Annotated in this window: 15 protein-coding genes and 1 riboswitch; of the genes, 11 read left to right on the forward strand and 4 right to left on the reverse strand. The window is 72.1% G+C overall.

The window, feature by feature from the left end:
- Window positions 1-54: 54 nt before the first annotated feature.
- From aroA to M9914_07220, 4 genes are read left to right on the forward strand one after another with little or no spacing between them, the layout of a single operon-like run.
- Entirely contained in the window at window positions 55-1341 is a 1287-nt protein-coding gene (gene aroA / locus M9914_07205; protein MCO5173969.1) for a 3-phosphoshikimate 1-carboxyvinyltransferase, read from the forward strand.
- Window positions 1338-2042 (forward strand): (d)CMP kinase, encoded by a 705-nt coding sequence (gene cmk, locus M9914_07210; protein ID MCO5173970.1) that lies wholly within the window; start codon window positions 1338-1340, stop codon window positions 2040-2042. Before aroA ends, cmk begins: the two co-directional genes overlap by 4 nt.
- Window positions 2039-2920, forward strand: a complete 882-nt coding sequence (locus tag M9914_07215; GenBank protein ID MCO5173971.1) for an NAD(+)/NADH kinase — start codon at window positions 2039-2041, stop codon at window positions 2918-2920. The genes cmk and M9914_07215 overlap by 4 nt, the downstream gene beginning before the upstream one ends.
- The gene (locus tag M9914_07220; GenBank protein MCO5173972.1) at window positions 2917-4110 is read left to right on the forward strand and encodes a lipid-A-disaccharide synthase-related protein; all 1194 of its coding nucleotides are present in this window, start codon (window positions 2917-2919) and stop codon (window positions 4108-4110) included. The genes M9914_07215 and M9914_07220 overlap by 4 nt, the downstream gene beginning before the upstream one ends.
- 3 nt (window positions 4111-4113) lie before the next feature.
- Here the strand turns inward: M9914_07220 and zapE are convergent, their stop codons facing one another.
- Window positions 4114-5193 carry a cell division protein ZapE gene (gene zapE / locus M9914_07225; protein MCO5173973.1) on the reverse strand — a complete coding sequence of 360 codons (1080 nt, stop codon included), beginning with the start codon at window positions 5191-5193 and terminating at the stop codon, window positions 4114-4116.
- 20 nt (window positions 5194-5213) lie between these two features.
- A riboswitch (cobalamin riboswitch) is annotated at window positions 5214-5358 on the forward strand.
- Window positions 5359-5465: 107 nt separating this feature from the next.
- Here zapE and M9914_07230 point away from each other — a divergent pair.
- Genes M9914_07230 through M9914_07240 form a run of 3 tightly spaced genes read left to right on the forward strand, consistent with a single transcriptional unit; the run spans window position 5466 to window position 8192 of the window.
- Window positions 5466-6350 (forward strand): helical backbone metal receptor, encoded by an 885-nt coding sequence (locus M9914_07230; GenBank protein MCO5173974.1) that lies wholly within the window; start codon window positions 5466-5468, stop codon window positions 6348-6350.
- Between the two features lie 25 nt (window positions 6351-6375).
- Window positions 6376-7419, forward strand: coding sequence for an iron ABC transporter permease (locus M9914_07235; GenBank protein MCO5173975.1), 1044 nt, complete (start codon window positions 6376-6378; stop codon window positions 7417-7419).
- A gap of 23 nt (window positions 7420-7442) precedes the next feature.
- Entirely contained in the window at window positions 7443-8192 is a 750-nt protein-coding gene (locus M9914_07240; GenBank protein ID MCO5173976.1) for an ABC transporter ATP-binding protein, read from the forward strand.
- A gap of 69 nt (window positions 8193-8261) precedes the next feature.
- Here M9914_07240 and M9914_07245 read toward each other — a convergent pair whose 3' ends face one another.
- The 3 genes from M9914_07245 to M9914_07255 all read right to left on the reverse strand — a co-directional run bounded on the left by M9914_07245 (window position 8262) and on the right by M9914_07255 (window position 12085).
- Window positions 8262-9407 (reverse strand): glycosyltransferase, encoded by a 1146-nt coding sequence (locus tag M9914_07245; protein ID MCO5173977.1) that lies wholly within the window; start codon window positions 9405-9407, stop codon window positions 8262-8264.
- A gap of 48 nt (window positions 9408-9455) precedes the next feature.
- Window positions 9456-10673: an NAD-dependent epimerase/dehydratase family protein gene (locus M9914_07250; GenBank protein MCO5173978.1), complete on the reverse strand. Its 1218-nt coding sequence runs from the start codon at window positions 10671-10673 to the stop codon at window positions 9456-9458.
- A gap of 197 nt (window positions 10674-10870) precedes the next feature.
- Window positions 10871-12085, reverse strand: a complete 1215-nt coding sequence (locus tag M9914_07255; GenBank protein MCO5173979.1) for a glycosyltransferase — start codon at window positions 12083-12085, stop codon at window positions 10871-10873.
- Window positions 12086-12186: 101 nt separating this feature from the next.
- Here M9914_07255 and M9914_07260 point away from each other — a divergent pair, with 101 nt between their 5' ends.
- The 4 genes from M9914_07260 (at window position 12187) to M9914_07275 (ending at window position 16383) form a co-directional block, all read left to right on the forward strand.
- The gene (locus M9914_07260) at window positions 12187-14469 is read left to right on the forward strand and encodes a DEAD/DEAH box helicase (GenBank protein ID MCO5173980.1); all 2283 of its coding nucleotides are present in this window, start codon (window positions 12187-12189) and stop codon (window positions 14467-14469) included.
- Window positions 14470-14489: 20 nt separating this feature from the next.
- A complete protein-coding gene (locus M9914_07265; GenBank protein ID MCO5173981.1) occupies window positions 14490-15350 on the forward strand; it encodes a hypothetical protein in 861 nt (286 codons plus the stop codon).
- A gap of 4 nt (window positions 15351-15354) precedes the next feature.
- Window positions 15355-15672: a hypothetical protein gene (locus M9914_07270; GenBank protein MCO5173982.1), complete on the forward strand. Its 318-nt coding sequence runs from the start codon at window positions 15355-15357 to the stop codon at window positions 15670-15672.
- Between the two features lie 144 nt (window positions 15673-15816).
- Window positions 15817-16383, forward strand: a complete 567-nt coding sequence (locus M9914_07275; protein MCO5173983.1) for a hypothetical protein — start codon at window positions 15817-15819, stop codon at window positions 16381-16383.
- Window positions 16384-16431: the final 48 nt, after the last annotated feature.

Here is a 16431-nt window from a genome sequence, read left to right on the forward strand (position 1 = left end):
GCCTCACCACCCGGTGTATCCTTGACGACGCTGATGGTACGCCTCCCCCCGACAGTGGAAGTTGGACCCCAGGGCCCCGCGCGCGGCGGCCTGCACGTCCCCGGCTCGAAGAGCATCACGAACCGCGCGCTCGTGATCGCGGCCCTGGCCGACGGTGTCACGACCCTGCGCGGGGCGCTCGTGGCCGAGGACTCCGAGGTCCTGGTGCGCTCCTTGAGCTCGCTGGGCGTCGCCGTCGAGTCGCTCGGTGGCGACGTGACGGTGCGCGGCTCCGGCGGCCCTTTCCCGGCCAGGGTCGCTGAGCTCGACCTGCGCCTCTCCGGCACGAGCATCCGCTTCCTGAGCGCCGCGGTGGCGCTCGGCAAGGGCAGGTTCACGCTCGATGGCAACGAGCGCATGCGCGAGAGGCCGATCCAGGAGACGCTCGACGCCGTGCGGGCCCTGGGCGCCGAGGCTCGTAGCCTGCGCGGCAACGGCTGCCCGCCCGTCGAGATCGTCGCGAACGGGTTGAGCGGCGGTGTCGTCAGGGTGAGGGGCGACCGCAGCTCGCAGTTCCTCTCCGGGCTGCTCATGGCGGCGCCGTACGCTCGCGGCCCCGTGGTCGTCGAGGTGGACGGCGAACTCCTCTCCAAACCGTTCGTCGACATGACGCTCGACGTCATGCGCACGTTCGGCGTCACGGTCGAGCGCGACGGCTACCGCGCCTTCTCCGTCCCGCCGGGTCGCTACCGCGGTCTCGACTACGTCGTGGAGGGCGACGCCATGGCCGCCGGCTACTTCTGGGCCGCCGCTGCCATCACGGGCGGGCGGGTGCGCGTGAACAACCTCGGCAAGGCTACACGCCAGGGCGACGCGCGGCTGCTCGACGTGTTCGAGGCGCTGGGCTGCCAGGTCTGCCGCGGCGAGCACCACGTCACCGTCGAGGGCCCGCGCGGCGGCCGGCTGCGCGGCGGCCGGGAGTTCGACCTCAACGACATGCCGGACCAGGCGCAGACGCTCGCCGTCGTGGCGCTCTTCGCCGACGCTCCGGTTCGCGTAAGCAACGTCGGCAACCTGCGCATCAAGGAGACCGACCGCCTGAGCGCCATGCGCGCGGAGCTCACGAAGCTGGGCGCTCACGTCGAGGAAGGGGAGGACGAGCTCACGGTCCACCCGCTCGAGGCGGCCCCGAGCGCACCCGTGGCGCTCGACACGTACGGCGACCACCGCATGGCCATGGCGCTCGCGGTGGCCGGCGCGCGGCTGCCCAACGTGATCATCAAGGACCCGAGCTGCGTCGTGAAGACCTACCCCCGCTTCTTCGAGGACTTCCTGGGGCTGCTGGCCGGGCGGTTGGCTTGAACGCCGCCGACCCCGGGGCTCCTGACGGCGGCGCGGCCGCGCCGGGCGCCAGGACCGTGATCACGCTCGACGGGCCGGCCGCTTCGGGCAAGTCGAGCGTGGCGCAGGCCCTGGCGCGGCAGCTGGGCTTCGCGTACGTCTCGAGCGGACTGCTCTACCGGGCGGCCACGCTGGTGGCGATGAGCGCCGGCGTCGACGAGGCCGACGAGCGCGCCCTGCTCGGCCTCCTCGCGCGCCGCGACGTCGTGTTGCGCCCCGACGCGCTCGGCAACCGCGTCAGCGTGGGCGGCAAGGACGTGACGGCCGAGCTGCATACGGACGCCGTCGACACCCGCGTCTCCACCGTGGCCAAGCACGAGGGCGTGCGCGACTGGGTCAACGCGCGCCTGCGCGAGCTGGGCGGCTCGTTCGTGATAGACGGCCGCGACATGGGCACGGTCGTGTTCCCGGACGCGGCGGCGAAGTTCTACCTCACCGCCGACCCCCGGATCCGCGCCGGACGCAGGGCCAGCGAGCGTGGCAGCGACGTGGACGCCATCGCGGCCGAGCTGGCGCGCCGCGACGCGCGCGACGCGTTGCAATCCGCCCCGGCGCACGATGCCACGCTCATCGACACGGGGGGCATGACCCTCGCCGAGGTCGTCGAACGCGTCCGGCATGACGCGCTGCTGGCCCTTGCCGACGCGGCGGTGGCGGGTTGACCCGCGGCTTCGCCCTTCCGGCCGCGGCGCTGCGCCTCGTCATCGTGGCGAGCAGCCGCTACAAGCCGGAAGCGCACCCGCTCGCCCGTCGGCTCGGCGAGCTCTTCGAGCGTGCCGGCGCGAACGTGGTCCTCGACCTGGACGGCAGCGCGGAGCTCCGAGCCTATGCGCGGCACGCCGATCTCGCCGTCTCCGTCGGCGGCGACGGCACCCTGCTCGCGGCCGCCAGGCGCCTCGCCGGCTCCGAGGTGCCGCTCATGGGGGTCAACCTCGGCAAGCTCGGCTTCTTGGCGGAGTTCGGGGCGGAGGAGGCGCTCGCCTACGCCTCCGGCAAGGCCGCTCCCGACTGGCCCGTGCGCGAGAAGATGCTCATGCAGGTCGGCATAGCCGGGCGCGAGGAGAAGCGGTACGCGTTCAACGACGTCCTCCTCTCCCAGGGCGTCATGACGCGCCTGGTACGCGTGCGCATGCGTGTCGACGGCGCCTACGCCACGGAGTACCGAGTGGACGGCATCGTGGTCTCCACGCCCGTCGGCTCCACCGCCTACTCCCTGTCTCTCGGCGGACCGATCCTCGACCAGGGCTTGAGGGCGCTCGTGGTCACGCCGATCGCTCCGCACAGCCTCACGAACCGCCCCATCGTCCTGCCGGGCAGCTCGGTGATCGGCCTCGAGGTCCTCACGCGCCCCGACGAGATAGCGATGGTGATCGACGGGCAGGAACGGGTCGACCTCGAGATCGGCGACAGCATCCAGATCACGGCGGCGGACCGGGGCCTGCTCCTGGTCTCGACCGGCAGACGCAGCGCGTTCGAGGTGCTGAGGCACAAGCTCGGCTGGGGCGAGGGCCCGCTGCGGCCCCTCCCCGAAGACGGGTGACCGGCACCCCTCGCACGCTCCTCGTCGTCGCCAACGGTCACGGCGAGGACGCCGTCGCCGCCCGCGTGGTCGGCGAACTGCTGCGCCGCGCGCCGTGGGTGACGGTCGAGGCGTTGCCGGTGGTCGGAGAGGGCGGAGCCGTCGCGCGCTCCGGCGCCCGACTCGCCGGCCCGCGCCGAGAGCTGCCATCCGGCGGGCTGACGTTCCATGCCTGGGACCACCTGTTGGCCGACCTGCGCGCCGGGATCGTCTCGCTCACCGCCCGTCAGGTGGCCTGGCTGGTGAGGGCGCGGCCCGACGCCGTCTTCGCGGTAGGCGACTTCTACGCTCAACTCCTCGCCGCCCTCGTGCGCGCGCCGCGACGGGTGCTGCAGACGCTCGTGTCCGTCCATGCCGCTCCGCGGCCGCAGCCCGGCCGCACCCGGCTGACGGGCCGCTACTTCATGGAGACTTTCAGGGGGCCGGAGCTGGCGCTCATGCGCGGCGCGGACCGGGTCTACGCGCGCGACGCGGCCACGGCCGCCCATCTGGCGGCGCGCGGTGTCGCCGGCGCCAGCTACGTCGGCAACCCGATGATGGACGGCCTCGCGGCGGCCCCGCTCGTACCCCCGGGCCTGCGCGGTCGCCCGACCGTCGGGCTGCTGCCCGGCACGCGGAGTTGGGCGGGAAGCAGCGTAGCGCTGATGATCTCCGCCCTCGAGCGTCTGCCTGGTGCCCTGGGCCTCGTCGCGTGGACGCACGGCCAGGTTCCGGCCCCGCCCATCGGGTGGGAGAGCGACCTGGCACCCGTGCCGGGGGTGGCGGTGGCGTGGCGCCGCGGGCCCAACCGGCTGTGGTGGGTCGTCGAGCGCTTCGCCGCCGTGCTCGCCAGTGCGGACGTCGTGCTCGGGACGGCGGGCACGGGCAACGAGCAGGCCGTCGGCCTCGGGATCCCCACCGTGGCGTTCCCCGTTCCGCCGCACCTGTCGAGCGCCTTCATCGCCAACCAGGCGCGCCTGCTCGGCGAGGGTCTCACGGTCGGCGAGCCGGACGCGGCGGCATTAGCGGCTCATGTGGCGCGGCTGGCGCGCGATGGCGGGGCGCGCGCTCGCGCCGCCGCCGCGGGCTCGGAACGCATGGGCGGCCCCGGCGCGAGCGCGGCCCTGGCCGGCGAGCTCGCCGCGTGGTTGGCAGCGTTGCCGCGCCGTTGACGCTCAGAGCGTGACTGAGGGTCTCCGCTCGCCCACTTCCTCGCCGAGGAGCTCGGCCAGGCGCGAAGCGCACCGATGGTGCTTCTTGGCGTAGGCGCCTTCGCGGTAGCCGGCGTCGAAGACGTCCACGAGCGGCCCTTCGCCGCTGGCGCGGAGCACGACCTGGCGATCGTAGAGCTTGTCGACGAAGTGAACGAAGCGCAGCGCGTCGTTCTGCGAGGCGAGCGGACGCACGCCGTGCAGGTAGACGCTGCCGACCTGGGCGAGCACGCCACCGAACCGCGTCGGGTGCATGCTTCTCAGCAGCTCGAGGAGCTCGTCCCACGCCACGACCAGCCGGGGCGCCGGCGACTCTTCGCGCCCCTGCCTGGCGCCTAGCTCCGCCTCGCTCAGCCAGCTGCCCTGCTTGAGCCGCTGGCGGAAGTCGGCCCCGTCCACCGGCACCACCTCGAACGAGGCCGCCAACGACTGGATCTCGCGCTTGAAGTCCGAGGCGTTGAAGCGCCCCTGCCCCTGCGCCGCCGGCGGGGTGTTCGAGGTCGTCACGACGGCGGTGCCGGCGGCGAAGCATGCGGCTAGGAAGGTCTTGACGATCAACGTGTTGCCGGGGTCGTCCAGCTCGAACTCGTCGACGCACAGGAGGTCGCTCGTCGCGAACTCCGTCTGCGCCCGCGCCATCCCCATCACGCCGATCAGGTAGACGAGCTCCTGGAAGCTCAGGTAGCGCTTCGCGGGCGTGTCCGCGGTGGCGTACGCGGCGGCGAGGAGGTGCGTCTTGCCGACCCCGAACCCGCCGTCGAGGTAGAGGCCGGCCCCGGGCTGCGGCGCTTTACGCCGCCATGGCCAGCGCAGCGCATGCGCCTGCCTGGCAGGAGGGTCGGTCGTTCGGCGTGCCGCCTCCTCGTGGCGCCAAGCGCGGCCGAGCACGAACTCCTGCAGCCGGTCGCGCGCGGCGAACTGCGTCGGGTCCTGCGGCGCGTAGGTCTCGAAGGCCACCCCCGCGAAGCGCGGCGGCGGGCGGAGGTCACGCAGCGACGGCGGGGGAGGGGGCTCCAGCTGGTCCACCGTCATGGTGCGCGTCACGGACGGGAGCCTACCATCCGCCGTTTGACAGGCCCTGTGGCGCGCCGTAGAGTTCCCTTGGTCGCCGCTCGGGGAAGTCCGGTGAGAGTCCGGCACTGTCCCGCAACGGTAAGGGCGCGCTAGAGCGCCCAAGTCCGAACACCGGCCGGTCGACCTCTACTTGACCCCTTGCGCGGACGAGGGAGGTCGGTGCGCCTCCGAGCACGGTCGGCGCGGCTGTCCCTCTTGTCATGACGACACCTCTGAACCGCAGGGCGGAAGGAAGCGACACCATGCTCCGACGCCTCGCGGCACTGACCCTCGCGCTCCTCCTCTTGGCGCCAGGCGCGCTTGCTACGAACTACCCCGTCACCGTGGTGGACGACCTCGGGCGGGACGTCACCCTGACGGCGGTGCCGGAGCGCGTCGTCAGCATGCTCCCCAGCCACACGGAGAGCGTCTGCGCCGTTGGCGCTTGCGCTGCGCTCGTCGGGGTCGACACCTACAGCAACTACCCCGCGTCCGTGACCGGGTTGCCTACGCTGGGCGACGCCTTCGGCCCTGACCTCGAGGCCATCGTCGCCTTGGAGCCGGACTTCGTCCTGGTGGACGAGTACAGCGGCCTGCAGGCGCCCTTGGAGGCGCTCGGCATCGCCGTCTACGCCGGCTCGCCGCAGACCATCGCCGAGACCTACGACTTCCTGACCACCCTCGGCACGTTGTTGGATCGCGAGACCGAAGCAGCCGTCCTAGTCGGCCGCCTGCAGGGCGAGCTCGCCGGCGTGGCCAGCGTCCTGGCGGGCGTTAACGGTCCCACCGTGTTCGTGGAGCTCGACCCTACGCCGTACTCCGTCGGCCCCGGCTCGTACCTGGACGAGCTCGTCGCCGCCGCCGGCGGCGTGAACGTCGTCACGGCGGCCATGGGGCCGTTCCCGCAGGTGGACCCCGAGTACGTAGTGCTGCAGGACCCGGCTTTCATCCTCCTGACCGACGCCCCCTTCGGCGTCACGGCCGCCGACGTGGCGGCGCGTCCGGGCTGGGGCGGCCTCACGGCCGTGGTCTCCGGCCGGGTCGTCGAGATCGACCAGGAGACGGCGGACGTCCTGAGCCGCTCGGGACCGCGGCTCGGGGAGGCGGTACGTCGGCTCGCGGCCATCTTCCACCCGGGGATGTTCTAGGCAGTCGGTGTCGGTGGCGGGCTCGATGACGGGACGCGAGCCTACGAGCCGGCGCGGCGGTGGCCGTAGCCAGCTCCTGATCCTGGCCGCCAGCGCCGCCGCGCTGGTGGCGGTCATCGTCGTCGCGATCGCCGTCGGCAGCGTGACGGTGACGCCGGACGTCGTCGTGAGCGCCGTGCGCAAGGGGCTCGCGGGCGAACGGCTCCGCCCTCTGGAGACGGTCGTCTGGCAGCTGCGCCTCCCGCGCGTGCTGCTGGCGGGGCTCGTCGGCGGCGGCCTCGCGCTCGCGGGCGCCGTCTTCCAGGGCGTGTTCAGGAACCCGCTCGCGGACCCCTACCTGATCGGCACGGCCAGCGGCGCGGGCTTCGGCGCCGTCCTCGTCATGAGCCTCGGGGCGTCTGTGCCCGTCCTGGCGGGCCTGGGCGCCCCGGCGGCGGCCTTCGTGTGCGCCCTCGCCACGGTCCTGCTCGTCGTCTTCCTCGCCCGCGTCGGCGGCGCCCTGCCCACCGTCCGTCTCGTCCTCGCCGGTGTCGTGATCAGCTCGCTGTTCACTGCCGGCACCTCCTTCCTCCTCGTGGCGGCGAGGGAGCAGGCCGGCGGCATCCTGGCCTGGCTCCTCGGCGGCTTCGGCTTCTCGACGTGGCGGCAGGTCGGGCTCATGGCCGCCGTGGCGCTGCCGGCCCTTGCCCTCGTGGGGGCGTTCTCGCGGGCGCTCGACCTCCTGCAGCTCGGCGAGGAGGGCGCCGCGCTGCTCGGCCTCGGGGTGGAGCGGACGAAGCTCCTCCTCCTCGGCGTCGCGACGCTCGTGACGGCCGCGGCGGTGAGCGTGGCCGGGATCATCGGGTTCGTCGGGCTCGTCGTCCCGCACGCGGCGCGCCTGGCCCTCGGCCGGCCGCACGGCAGGCTGCTGCCCATGGCGACGCTCTGGGGCGCCAGCTTCATGATCCTCGCCGATCTGCTCGCGCGTCAGGTCATCGCGCCCGTCGAGGTCCCGGTGGGTATCGTCACGGCCGTCGTCGGCGGGCCGTTCTTCCTCTGGTTGCTGAAGGGCAGGGCGGACGAGCGGTGAGCGCCTGCGTGAGGCTCGAGCACGTGAGCGTCAGGTTCGCGCCTGGGGCGCCCCTCGTCCTGGAGGACGTCGCCTTGGTCCTGAGGCCCGGCGAGGTCGTCGGGGTGGTGGGACCGAACGGGGCCGGGAAGAGCACGCTCCTGCGGGTCGTGACGCGCCTCGTGAGGCCGCAACTCGGCGCGTGCGCCATCGACGGCGTGGACGTGGCGCGCCTGTCGCGCGCCGCCCTGGCGCGCAAGGTGGCGCTCGTCGCCCAGGCGCCCGAGGTGCCCGTCGGCTACCGCGTGCGTGAGGTGATCGCCATGGGGCGCGCGCCGCATCTGGGCCTGTTCGGCTCTCCCAGGGCGCGCGACGCGGCCGTCATCGAGCACGCCATGGCGGTCACGGAGACGACCGCCTTCGCGGCGCGCTTCGTCGAGACGTTGTCGGGCGGCGAGCGGCAGCGGGTGGTGTTCGCCCGCGCCCTCGCGCAGGAGCCTGGTTACCTCCTCCTCGACGAGCCGACCAACCACCTCGACCTGCGCTTCCAGGTGGAGCTGCTCAGGCACGCCCGGGCGCAGGCCGCCGCCGGCCTCGGGGTGCTGCTGGTGATCCACGACCTGAACCTGGCGGCGCGCGCCTGCGACCGCCTCGTCCTGCTGGACGGGGGCCACGTCGTGGCCGAGGGCGCGCCTCGCGACGTGCTGCTGCCCGGGACGTTGAGGAGCGTCTTCCGCGCCGACGTCGACGTGATGCCGGGTCCGGACGGACCCGTGATCGTCGCGCGCGTGTGACGGCCGTGCGGCCTACGTGGCGCGCGTGACGGCGCGGGCGTCTTGCGTGCCGGGGTCGACGCTCGCCGGTCAGTAGACGCTCGGCGGGTCGAACCGCTCGCGCACCTTGATGGCGAGGTCGTAGTAGTCGACGAGCGCCTGGGTGGCGGCGCGCCAGCCGTGCCGCTCCATGTCCGCCCTGGCGCGCGCGCCGAGCTTGGCGCGCAGCTCGGGGTCGAAGAGCAGGTTGCCGAGCTTGTCCGTGAGGTCGCCGAGGTCGCCAGGCGTGAAGAGGAGGCCGTTCTCGCCGTCCTTGATGACGTCCGGGATGCCGCCGGCCCGCGCGCCGACGGCCGGCACGCCCGACGCCATGGCCTCCATGGCGACGAAGCCGAGCGTCTCCGTGTCGGACGGGAACGCGAAGACGTCCGAGCTCGCGTACGCCGCGGCCAGCTCCAGGCCCGACATGTAGCCGGTGAACACCGTGTTGGTGCCCTTGAAGCGGCGCTTGAGGTCGGCCTCGGCCGGGCCCGAGCCCACCAGCGCGAGGCGCACGCCGGGCAGCCGGGTTACGGGGCCGTACAGCCAGTCGAGGCGCTTCTCGAACGAGAGGCGGCCGACGTAGGTCATGAGCGGCGCTTCCGGGTTGCCGTCCGTCAGGCGCTCGCGCATGGCCTTGGTGCGCCGTTCGGGGCGGTACAGCTCCGTGTCGACGGCCTTCGGCCAGAGGCGCACGCGCTGGATGCCTAGCGCGCGCGCCGACTTAACCATCGGCATGCTCGTGCAGAGGTTCACGTGCGCCTGGTTGTGCACGTCGCGCAGGAAGCGCCGAGACGGCTCCTGCAGTAGCGGGAGCTTCAGGTGCAGGGCGTACTGCGTGATGTCCGTGTGGTAGCTCGCCAGGAGCGGCAGGTTGCGCTGCTTGGCGAGCGCCGTGCCCCACAGGCCGAGCACGACCGGGTTGACGACGTGGACGACCTCGGGGCGGAAGCGGTCGAGCTCGCGGCCCAACCGGGGCCGGGGGAGCCCGAGGAAGAGCTCCGGGTACCACGGCCTGAAGGGGAGGGCCGGCACCTTGACGACCCGGTGACCCGCGTACGACTCCGGTGGGTCGTGCGGTGCGAAGACGAGCACCTCGTGGCCCAGCACCGCCAACTGCTCGAGCGTGCGCGTGATGCGCGTGACGATGCCGTCGACCTTCGGGAGGAAGACCTCCGTGAAGAGCGCGATCCTCACCGCGGTCCGCCTGGCGCTCGCCCCGTCACGGCCCGAACCGGCGTCGTGTCAGGCTTTGCCGACCGACTGCGGCTGCGCGAGGGCCGGGTCGCCGGGGAGGTTGTCGCGCGTCCACGTGCTCTTGGCCGGGATCTTGGAGAGGTCGGCCCGCCCGGCGTACTTCCGCGCGACGTCCGTCACCTCGGCGAGGAGCCCTTCCTGCAACGTCGTGGGTTCCAGGCCGAGGCCGAGGAAGAGGTCGTTCCTGACGAACAGGTCGTTCTCGGCGTCCTCCCGGCGCGGGTTGGGCGTGAACGCGATCTCGCTGCCCGTCATCGAGGCCACGAGCTTGGCCAGGTCGCGCACGCGGTGCGTCTCCGTCATCTGGTTGAGGATCCTCACGCGCTCCCCGCGCTTGGGCGGGTTCTCGAGGGCGAGCTGGACGCACTTGACCGTGTCGGTGATGTGGATGAAGGCGCGCGTCTGGCCGCCCGTGCCGTGGACGGTGAGGGGGTAGCCGACCGCGGCCTGCATGAGGAAGCGGTTCAGGACCGTGCCGTAGTCGCCGTCGTAGTCGAAGCGGTTGATGAGCCGCTCGTCGAGCTTGGTCTGCGGCGTGTTGGTGCCCCACACGATGCCCTGGTGCAGGTCGGTCAGGCGCAGCCGGTCGTTCTTCGCGTAGTAGGCGAAGAGGATCTGGTCGAGCGACTTCGTCATGTGGTAGACGCTCCCCGGGTTGGTCGGGTAGAGCACCTCCTGCCGCACCTTGCGACCGTCGTCGGTGGTCACCTCGATCTCGAGGTAGCCCTCCGGGATCTTCATGCCGGCCGTGCCGTAACCGTAGACGCCCATGGTGCCCAGGTGCGCCAGGTGGATGTCCTGACCGCTCTCCACGATGGCGGCCAGCACGTTGTGCGTGGCGTTGACGTTGTTGTCCACCGTGTAGCGTTTGTTGCCGCTGCTCTTCATCGAGTAGGGCGCGGCGCGCTGTTCGGCGAAGTGCACGATGGCGTCGGGGCGCTCGCTCTCGATGAGGTCGAGGAGGCCGGCGTAGTCCTGCGCCACGTCCAGGTTGTGGAAGCCGATCGTCTTGCCAGTCAGCTCCTTCCAGGCGGCCAGGCGGAGGCCCATGGGCTGGATGGGCGTGAGGCTGCCGGCCTCCAGCTCGTTGTCGATGTCGCGGCGCGACAGGTTGTCGACGATCACGACGTCGTGACCCAGGTCGCTCAAGTGCAGGCTCGTCGGCCAACCACAGAAGCCGTCCCCGCCTAGGATGAGTACCTTCATTGCAGCCTCCGGTGGCGTGCTTACCGGGCCGTAGCCGAGGGCACGCAAGTTATGTAAGTTTAGCACCGCATTTGCGACCAACACCGCCCCTAGCGTCTGAAGGGCGACGACGGCGGTGACCCGCGCTCAGGTCGGTGCCGGCTAGCGGGCTGCCGCCCCGCGACATCTGCGTCCACCCAGCACGCTAACGACTCCGTTCAGTACCGCGCGACTCCGGCCTTGACCCGGCGCCTGAAGAGCCGCAAGCGTCGCTGGAAGAACCGCCGCCGGTACGGCTGCGCGCCGGCGCGCCAAGCGCTCGGCTTGAGGAACGACCCAACGACGGCCGTGGCGATGAAGGCGGGGTGCAGCAGCGACCACCAGAGCGTGGTGAGACCCCACAGGTCGCGGCGCGCCCAGTGACGGGTGCCGATGCCCATGCCGACGTACTCGACGGTCGCCTTGACGAGCCCGAGCCCGAGCACCCAGGGCGCCATGCCTGGCGCGAACGGGAGCAGCAGGACGGCGAGCGTGAGCCAGACGCTCTGCAGCCCGAGCGTGCCGATGCCGGCCAGGAACGCCGGATGGTAGTGCAGCACATGGTGGTAGCGGCTCACCCAGCGGCGGCGCTGGCGCACGAGGGCGGCGAGCGAGCCGGCGCCCTTGGTCAGTACGCGGCACTCCGGGCCCTCCGCGAAGACGACGGTGGCACCCGGGAGCCGGCCCAGACGCTGCGTCAGTAGGTCCTCGTCACCGCTCGGCGCTCTGCCTGCCGCGCCGAAGCCCCCGCAGGCGTCGAAGGCGGAGCGGCGGTAGGCGAGGTTGTTGGCGCTGCTGGCGTACTTGAGGCCGAAGCGCGTCAGGCTGCGGGAGACGAGCATGAGGGTGAACCAGTCGACGGACTCGAAGCGCTGTAGGAGCGTCCGCGCTTCGCCCGGCGCGCTAGTCGACACGTAGCCGGCCACCATGACGACGTCGTCCGCGAAGTGCGACGCCATCCCGGCCACCCAGTCCGGATGGTGGAGGCAGTCGGCGTCCGTCGCGAGGACGATCTCGCCGCGCGAGGCGCGGATGCCATGATCGACGGCGTTGACCTTGGGGGAGAGCCTGCGGCTCGGCTCGGCGACCGTCACGAGCTTGAAGCGCGGGTCCGTGGCCGCGAAGCGCTCGATGACCGCGCGCGTCGCGTCCGTCGAGCGGTCGTCGACGACCACGAACTCGACGGCGCCCGCGTAGCGCTGGGCGGCCAGCGACGCGAGGCAGGCCGGCAGGGAGGCGGCCTCGTCGTGGGCGGGCAGGACCACGCTAACGCTTGGCGTGACCGCGCTCCGCCGCACGGGCACCCGCCGCAACGCCCCGACGATCACCATGAGCATGAGGAAGAGGTACGGCAGCTCGAACAGGTACAGGCTTAGCAAGAAGGCGGACTGCACTTACACGACTCTAACGCGACCGTCGGCCTTGGGCGAGTCGGGCAGCGGGGTGGTGGGCCCGACGTAGACCGGGCGCACGCGACGGTAGGCTCTCCCCTGGAGTGGCACGAGACCCGACCCAGAGCTTCCACGCCTACCTCACCCAGCTCCCGGAGTACGAGGGGCAGGTGGCGGCGTACCACTTCTTCCCCCCGCGTAAGCGCGGCGAGGAGAGCGCTTATGCGGGGCCGTTCGCGGAGCTGCTCCGCCGCGCCGGCTTCTCGCCTTACGCGCATCAGGCGGCAGCGTTACGCGCCGCCGCCGAGGGGCGCGACGTCGTCGTGGCCACGGCAACGGCCTCGGGGAAGTCCTTGGTCTTCCAAGTGCCCGTCCTGTCCGAGCTGGACGCCGGGGGCACCAGCCTCCTCCTGTACCCCACGAAGGCCTTGGCAGGCGACCAGCTCCTGAAGCTCCGCGGTCTGGCCGGCGCCGTCGGGCTTGGCGACGCGGCCGAGCGCATCCATCTCTACGACGGCGACACGGCTGCGGAGCGCCGCGCGGGTATCCGTGCCGCGGCCGGCGCCCTCCTCACGAACCCCGACATGCTGCATTACGGCATCCTGCCGTACCACGCGGCGTGGGCGCCGTTCCTCGCTCGCTTGCGCTACCTCGTCCTCGACGAGCTGCACGCCTACCGCGGGGTGCTCGGCTCGCACGTCGCCAACGTCGTGCGCCGCCTCCTGCGCGTCGCGGCCCGCTACGGCGCCGCTCCCACCGTGGTGGCCGCCTCCGCGACCGTCGGCAACCCCGGTCAGCACGCCGAACGCCTCGTCGGGCGCCCGTTCGAGGTCGTCGCGGACGACTCCGCCCCGCGGGGCGCGCGCGAGTTCGTCTTCTGGCGCCCGCCGCTCGTGCCAGGGGGTGACCGGCGGCGCTCGGTCAACTCCGAGGCGGCGGCGCTCGCGGCCGAGTTCGTCAGGTCGGACGTCAAGAGCATCTTCTTCTGCAACTCGCGCAAGGGCGCAGAGCTGGTGCGGCGCTACGCCGCGGGTCTGCTGGGGGACGGGCTCGCCGAGCGCATCGAGAGCTACCGCGCCGGCTACACGCCGGAGGCCCGTGCGGCCCTCGAGGACGCCTTCCGCGCAGGCGCCCTTACCGTCCTCACGAGCACGAGCGCTCTCGAGCTCGGCGTCGACATCGGGGGCGTCGACGCCGTGGTCATGGTCGGCTACCCCGGCTCCAAGATGGCCATGTGGCAACGTTCCGGTCGGGCCGGTCGCGCAGGTGGACGCGCGCTGACGCTCCTCATCCCGGGCGCCGATCCACTCGACGAGTACTACGTCGGCCATCCGGACGCTCTGCTCGACGGCCCCGTCGAGGACGCGGTGGCCGACCCCTTCAACGACGTCCTGCACCCGCGTCACGTGGTATGTGCGGCCGCGGAGGCGCCCATCGCTCCCGGAGAGAGCCTCCTGGCGCCGTGGCTCGACCTAGGCGCCGTCGACGGACTGGTGACGCTGCGTGACGGCACTTTCGCCAGCCGCCGCCGCTACCCGCACCGGCGCATCGAGCTGCGCGGTGGCGGCGGCCGCAGGGTGAAGCTCAAGGACGGTCTCGGCCACACCGTCGGGGTAACCGACTTCGCCACGGCGCTGCGCGAGCTCCACCCGGGGGCCGTCTACCTGCACCAGGGCGAGCAGTACCTCGTCGCCGAGCTGGACCTGCACGCCGGCGTCGCGCGGCTGCTCCCGCACATCGAGGACTACTACACGCAGCCGCGCTCCGAGACGGACATCGAGGTGCTCGGCCCGCTGCCGGAGTCGGAAGGGGCCGGGGTCTTGGGCGCGCCCCCGCCGGGCGTGAGGGTGGGGCGGGTGCGCGTCACGCACACGGTCACCGGCTACGTACGCAAGCGGTTCTTCAGCGAGGCCGCCTTGGAGGAACGCCCGCTCGACCTGCCCGAGGTGGCGTACGACACCCATGCCATGTGGTTCGAGGCGACGGGGCTGCAGGGGCCGCCGGCGGCGGCCGAGCTACCCGCCGCGCTGCACGCCCTCGAGCACACGCTCATCGGGCTGTTGCCGGCCTTCGTGCTCTGCGAGCGGGCCGACGTCGGTGGCGTGTCGTATCCCGTCTACCCCGCCACGGGGCTGCCGACGGTGTTCATCTACGATGGCCACCCTGGCGGGGTGGGCTACGTGCGCGCCGGCGCCGCCGTCTTCCAGGCGTGGCTCGGCGCGGCCGCGGCGCTGTTGGGGGCCTGCGAATGCCAGACGGGCTGCCCGCGTTGCGTGCTCTCGCCCAAGTGCGGCAACGGCAACCAGTTCCTCGACAAGGGCGCGGCCGAGGTCCTGGCGCGCGCCTTGTTGGCCCGCACGGCGTCCGTCGCAGGGGCCGCCGCGTAGGAGTGGTAGACTCGCGCCTCGTGCGCATCGGTTTCTTGACGCAACTCTCGTGGCGCCGCTACGGCCGTTACTGGGTCGAGCTCGTCGAGGCCGCAGGCCTGGAGCCCGCGTTCGCGGAGCTGCCCGCGGTGAAGGAGGCTTGGCAGGATCCGGACCTCCTCGAGGTCCCCACCCTGGCCTTCCGGTTGGCGGCCGCCCAGGCGCGAGCTCTGGCCGACTGCCAGCTGATCGTGGTGCCGCGACTCGTCCGCGAGTCGGAGGTCGCACGCGGCGTCGGTCAGGACCCGTGGGTGATGGACCTCCCGGCCCAGCTGCGCTCGACGTTGCCGGGCCTGCCGCCGCTGCACGCCGTGCCGAGCTGGTTCGACGAGGCGATCGAGCCGCACTCCGTAGCGTTCCTGCAGTCGCTCATCCATGACGCGACCTCGGTGAGGCGCGCCCTCGGGCGCGTCAGGCCCCTGGCGAAGGACGCGAAGGCGGCCACCCCGGACCTTGGCCGGCGCACGGACACGCGGAACGTGGCCGTGCTCGGGCGGCCATGGGCGATCGACGAGGCCTCCACCCGGCTGGTCGAGCGCGAAGGCGAGCGGGCCGTCGGCCAGCACCTCTTCGACCCGAACGAACTGCGCGACGAGGGCCTGCGCGCGGACGAGCGCCTCGTGGACAGCGACGCGGAGGTGATCGGCGCGGCGCGGCTCCTCGGACGGCGCGCCGCGATCGACTCGCTCAGGCTGGTGGTCGACGCGGAGGCGAGCAGCGACGCGTGGCTCGCCAACCGCGTGGGGAAGGTCACGCATAAGCCGCTAGAGGTCGTGACGTTGCAAACCGTCCTCGCGGACCGCGACCCCGTCGACACCCTGCTACGCAGCCGCATACACTGACGTCGTGCGCATCGTCTTGATGCTGGTGGCGCTTGGCCTCGTCGTGGTCAACGCCTTCGGCGCTTGGGCCGTCAGCCGGCGCAAGCCGGTCGTGGCGCGCCTGTTCCTCCTCGCCGCCATGGTCCTTACGGTGGCCATGGTGGCCTACGGCTTCGCCGACGCCATGGCGTGGTGGGTGCTCCTGACCGGCACCGCGCTCGGCTACCTCGCCTCCTACCTGAACGCGCGGCTCGTCATAGGCAAGGTCGTGTGGCCTTATCACTTGCTGCGGGCGGCCGTCCTCGCCGCGCTGCTCGCGGCGGCGCGGATGCTCGGCGGTTAGGGCGACCCCTCGCCGTTCGCCTGCGAAGGTTGTCGCTCCAGGACGGGATGCGGGCATGCTACCTTCTGGGCGATGGGACCGCTCCGCCAACGAGCGAGTCTTCGGAGGTACGCCATGCCACGCCCTCGCGCTCTGCTTCGCTTCTTGCCTCTCGTGCTCCTAGCCCTCGGCGGCTGGAGCGCCGCTTTCTCCTGGGACATGGGGACGTACGGGGGCGGCAGCCACTTCTACGCCTTCGAGGTCACGAGCGACTCGTCGAGCACGGGCTCGGTCGTGCGCCTGGAGTTCGACGTCCGCCAGACGGGGGCGACCTACTCGGTGACGACGAGCATGAGCACCAGCAGCGACGGCGTCTCACAAGAGGGCGTGATCGACGCGTTCAGCGGCGGCGACGCGCTCGGGATGCTCATGTTCGGTCCCATGATGCTCTTCTACGGGCCGGGCCTGTTCATCTTGCCGTTCGCGCTTGGGGGCCAGGACGTGGCGGTGACGAGCGACGTCTACGTGGTCGCCGGCATGGGCAAGGTCAGGATGGACCGCACGGAGAACGTGGCGGGTCTCGAGTGCGTCGTGGTCACCTACGAGCCGGCGGACGACGACGACAGCGGCAGCATCGTGTTCGGCTTGGCCGAAGGCATGCCGTTCCCTTGCTTCAGCACCTACGGCGGCGAGGGCGAGCGGACCAGCATCCGCTTGGTGGAGTACCGCTGAGGCGGCGGAGTAGACGGTCGCGTTCTGAAAGACAGGGTGCGCCGGACC

Source organism: Trueperaceae bacterium (assembly GCA_023954415.1).
GTDB lineage: Bacteria > Deinococcota > Deinococci > Deinococcales > Trueperaceae > JAAYYF01.

Excerpts from the sequence above, each read along its gene's own strand:
- M9914_07230 (MCO5173974.1), top strand. The coding sequence starts at position 5,466 with ATGCTCCGACGCCTCGCGGCACTGACCCTCGCGCTCCTCCTCTTGGCG.
- M9914_07235 (MCO5173975.1), top strand. The coding sequence starts at position 6,376 with ATGACGGGACGCGAGCCTACGAGCCGGCGCGGCGGTGGCCGTAGCCAG.
- M9914_07250 (MCO5173978.1), bottom strand. The coding sequence starts at position 10,673 with ATGAAGGTACTCATCCTAGGCGGGGACGGCTTCTGTGGTTGGCCGACG.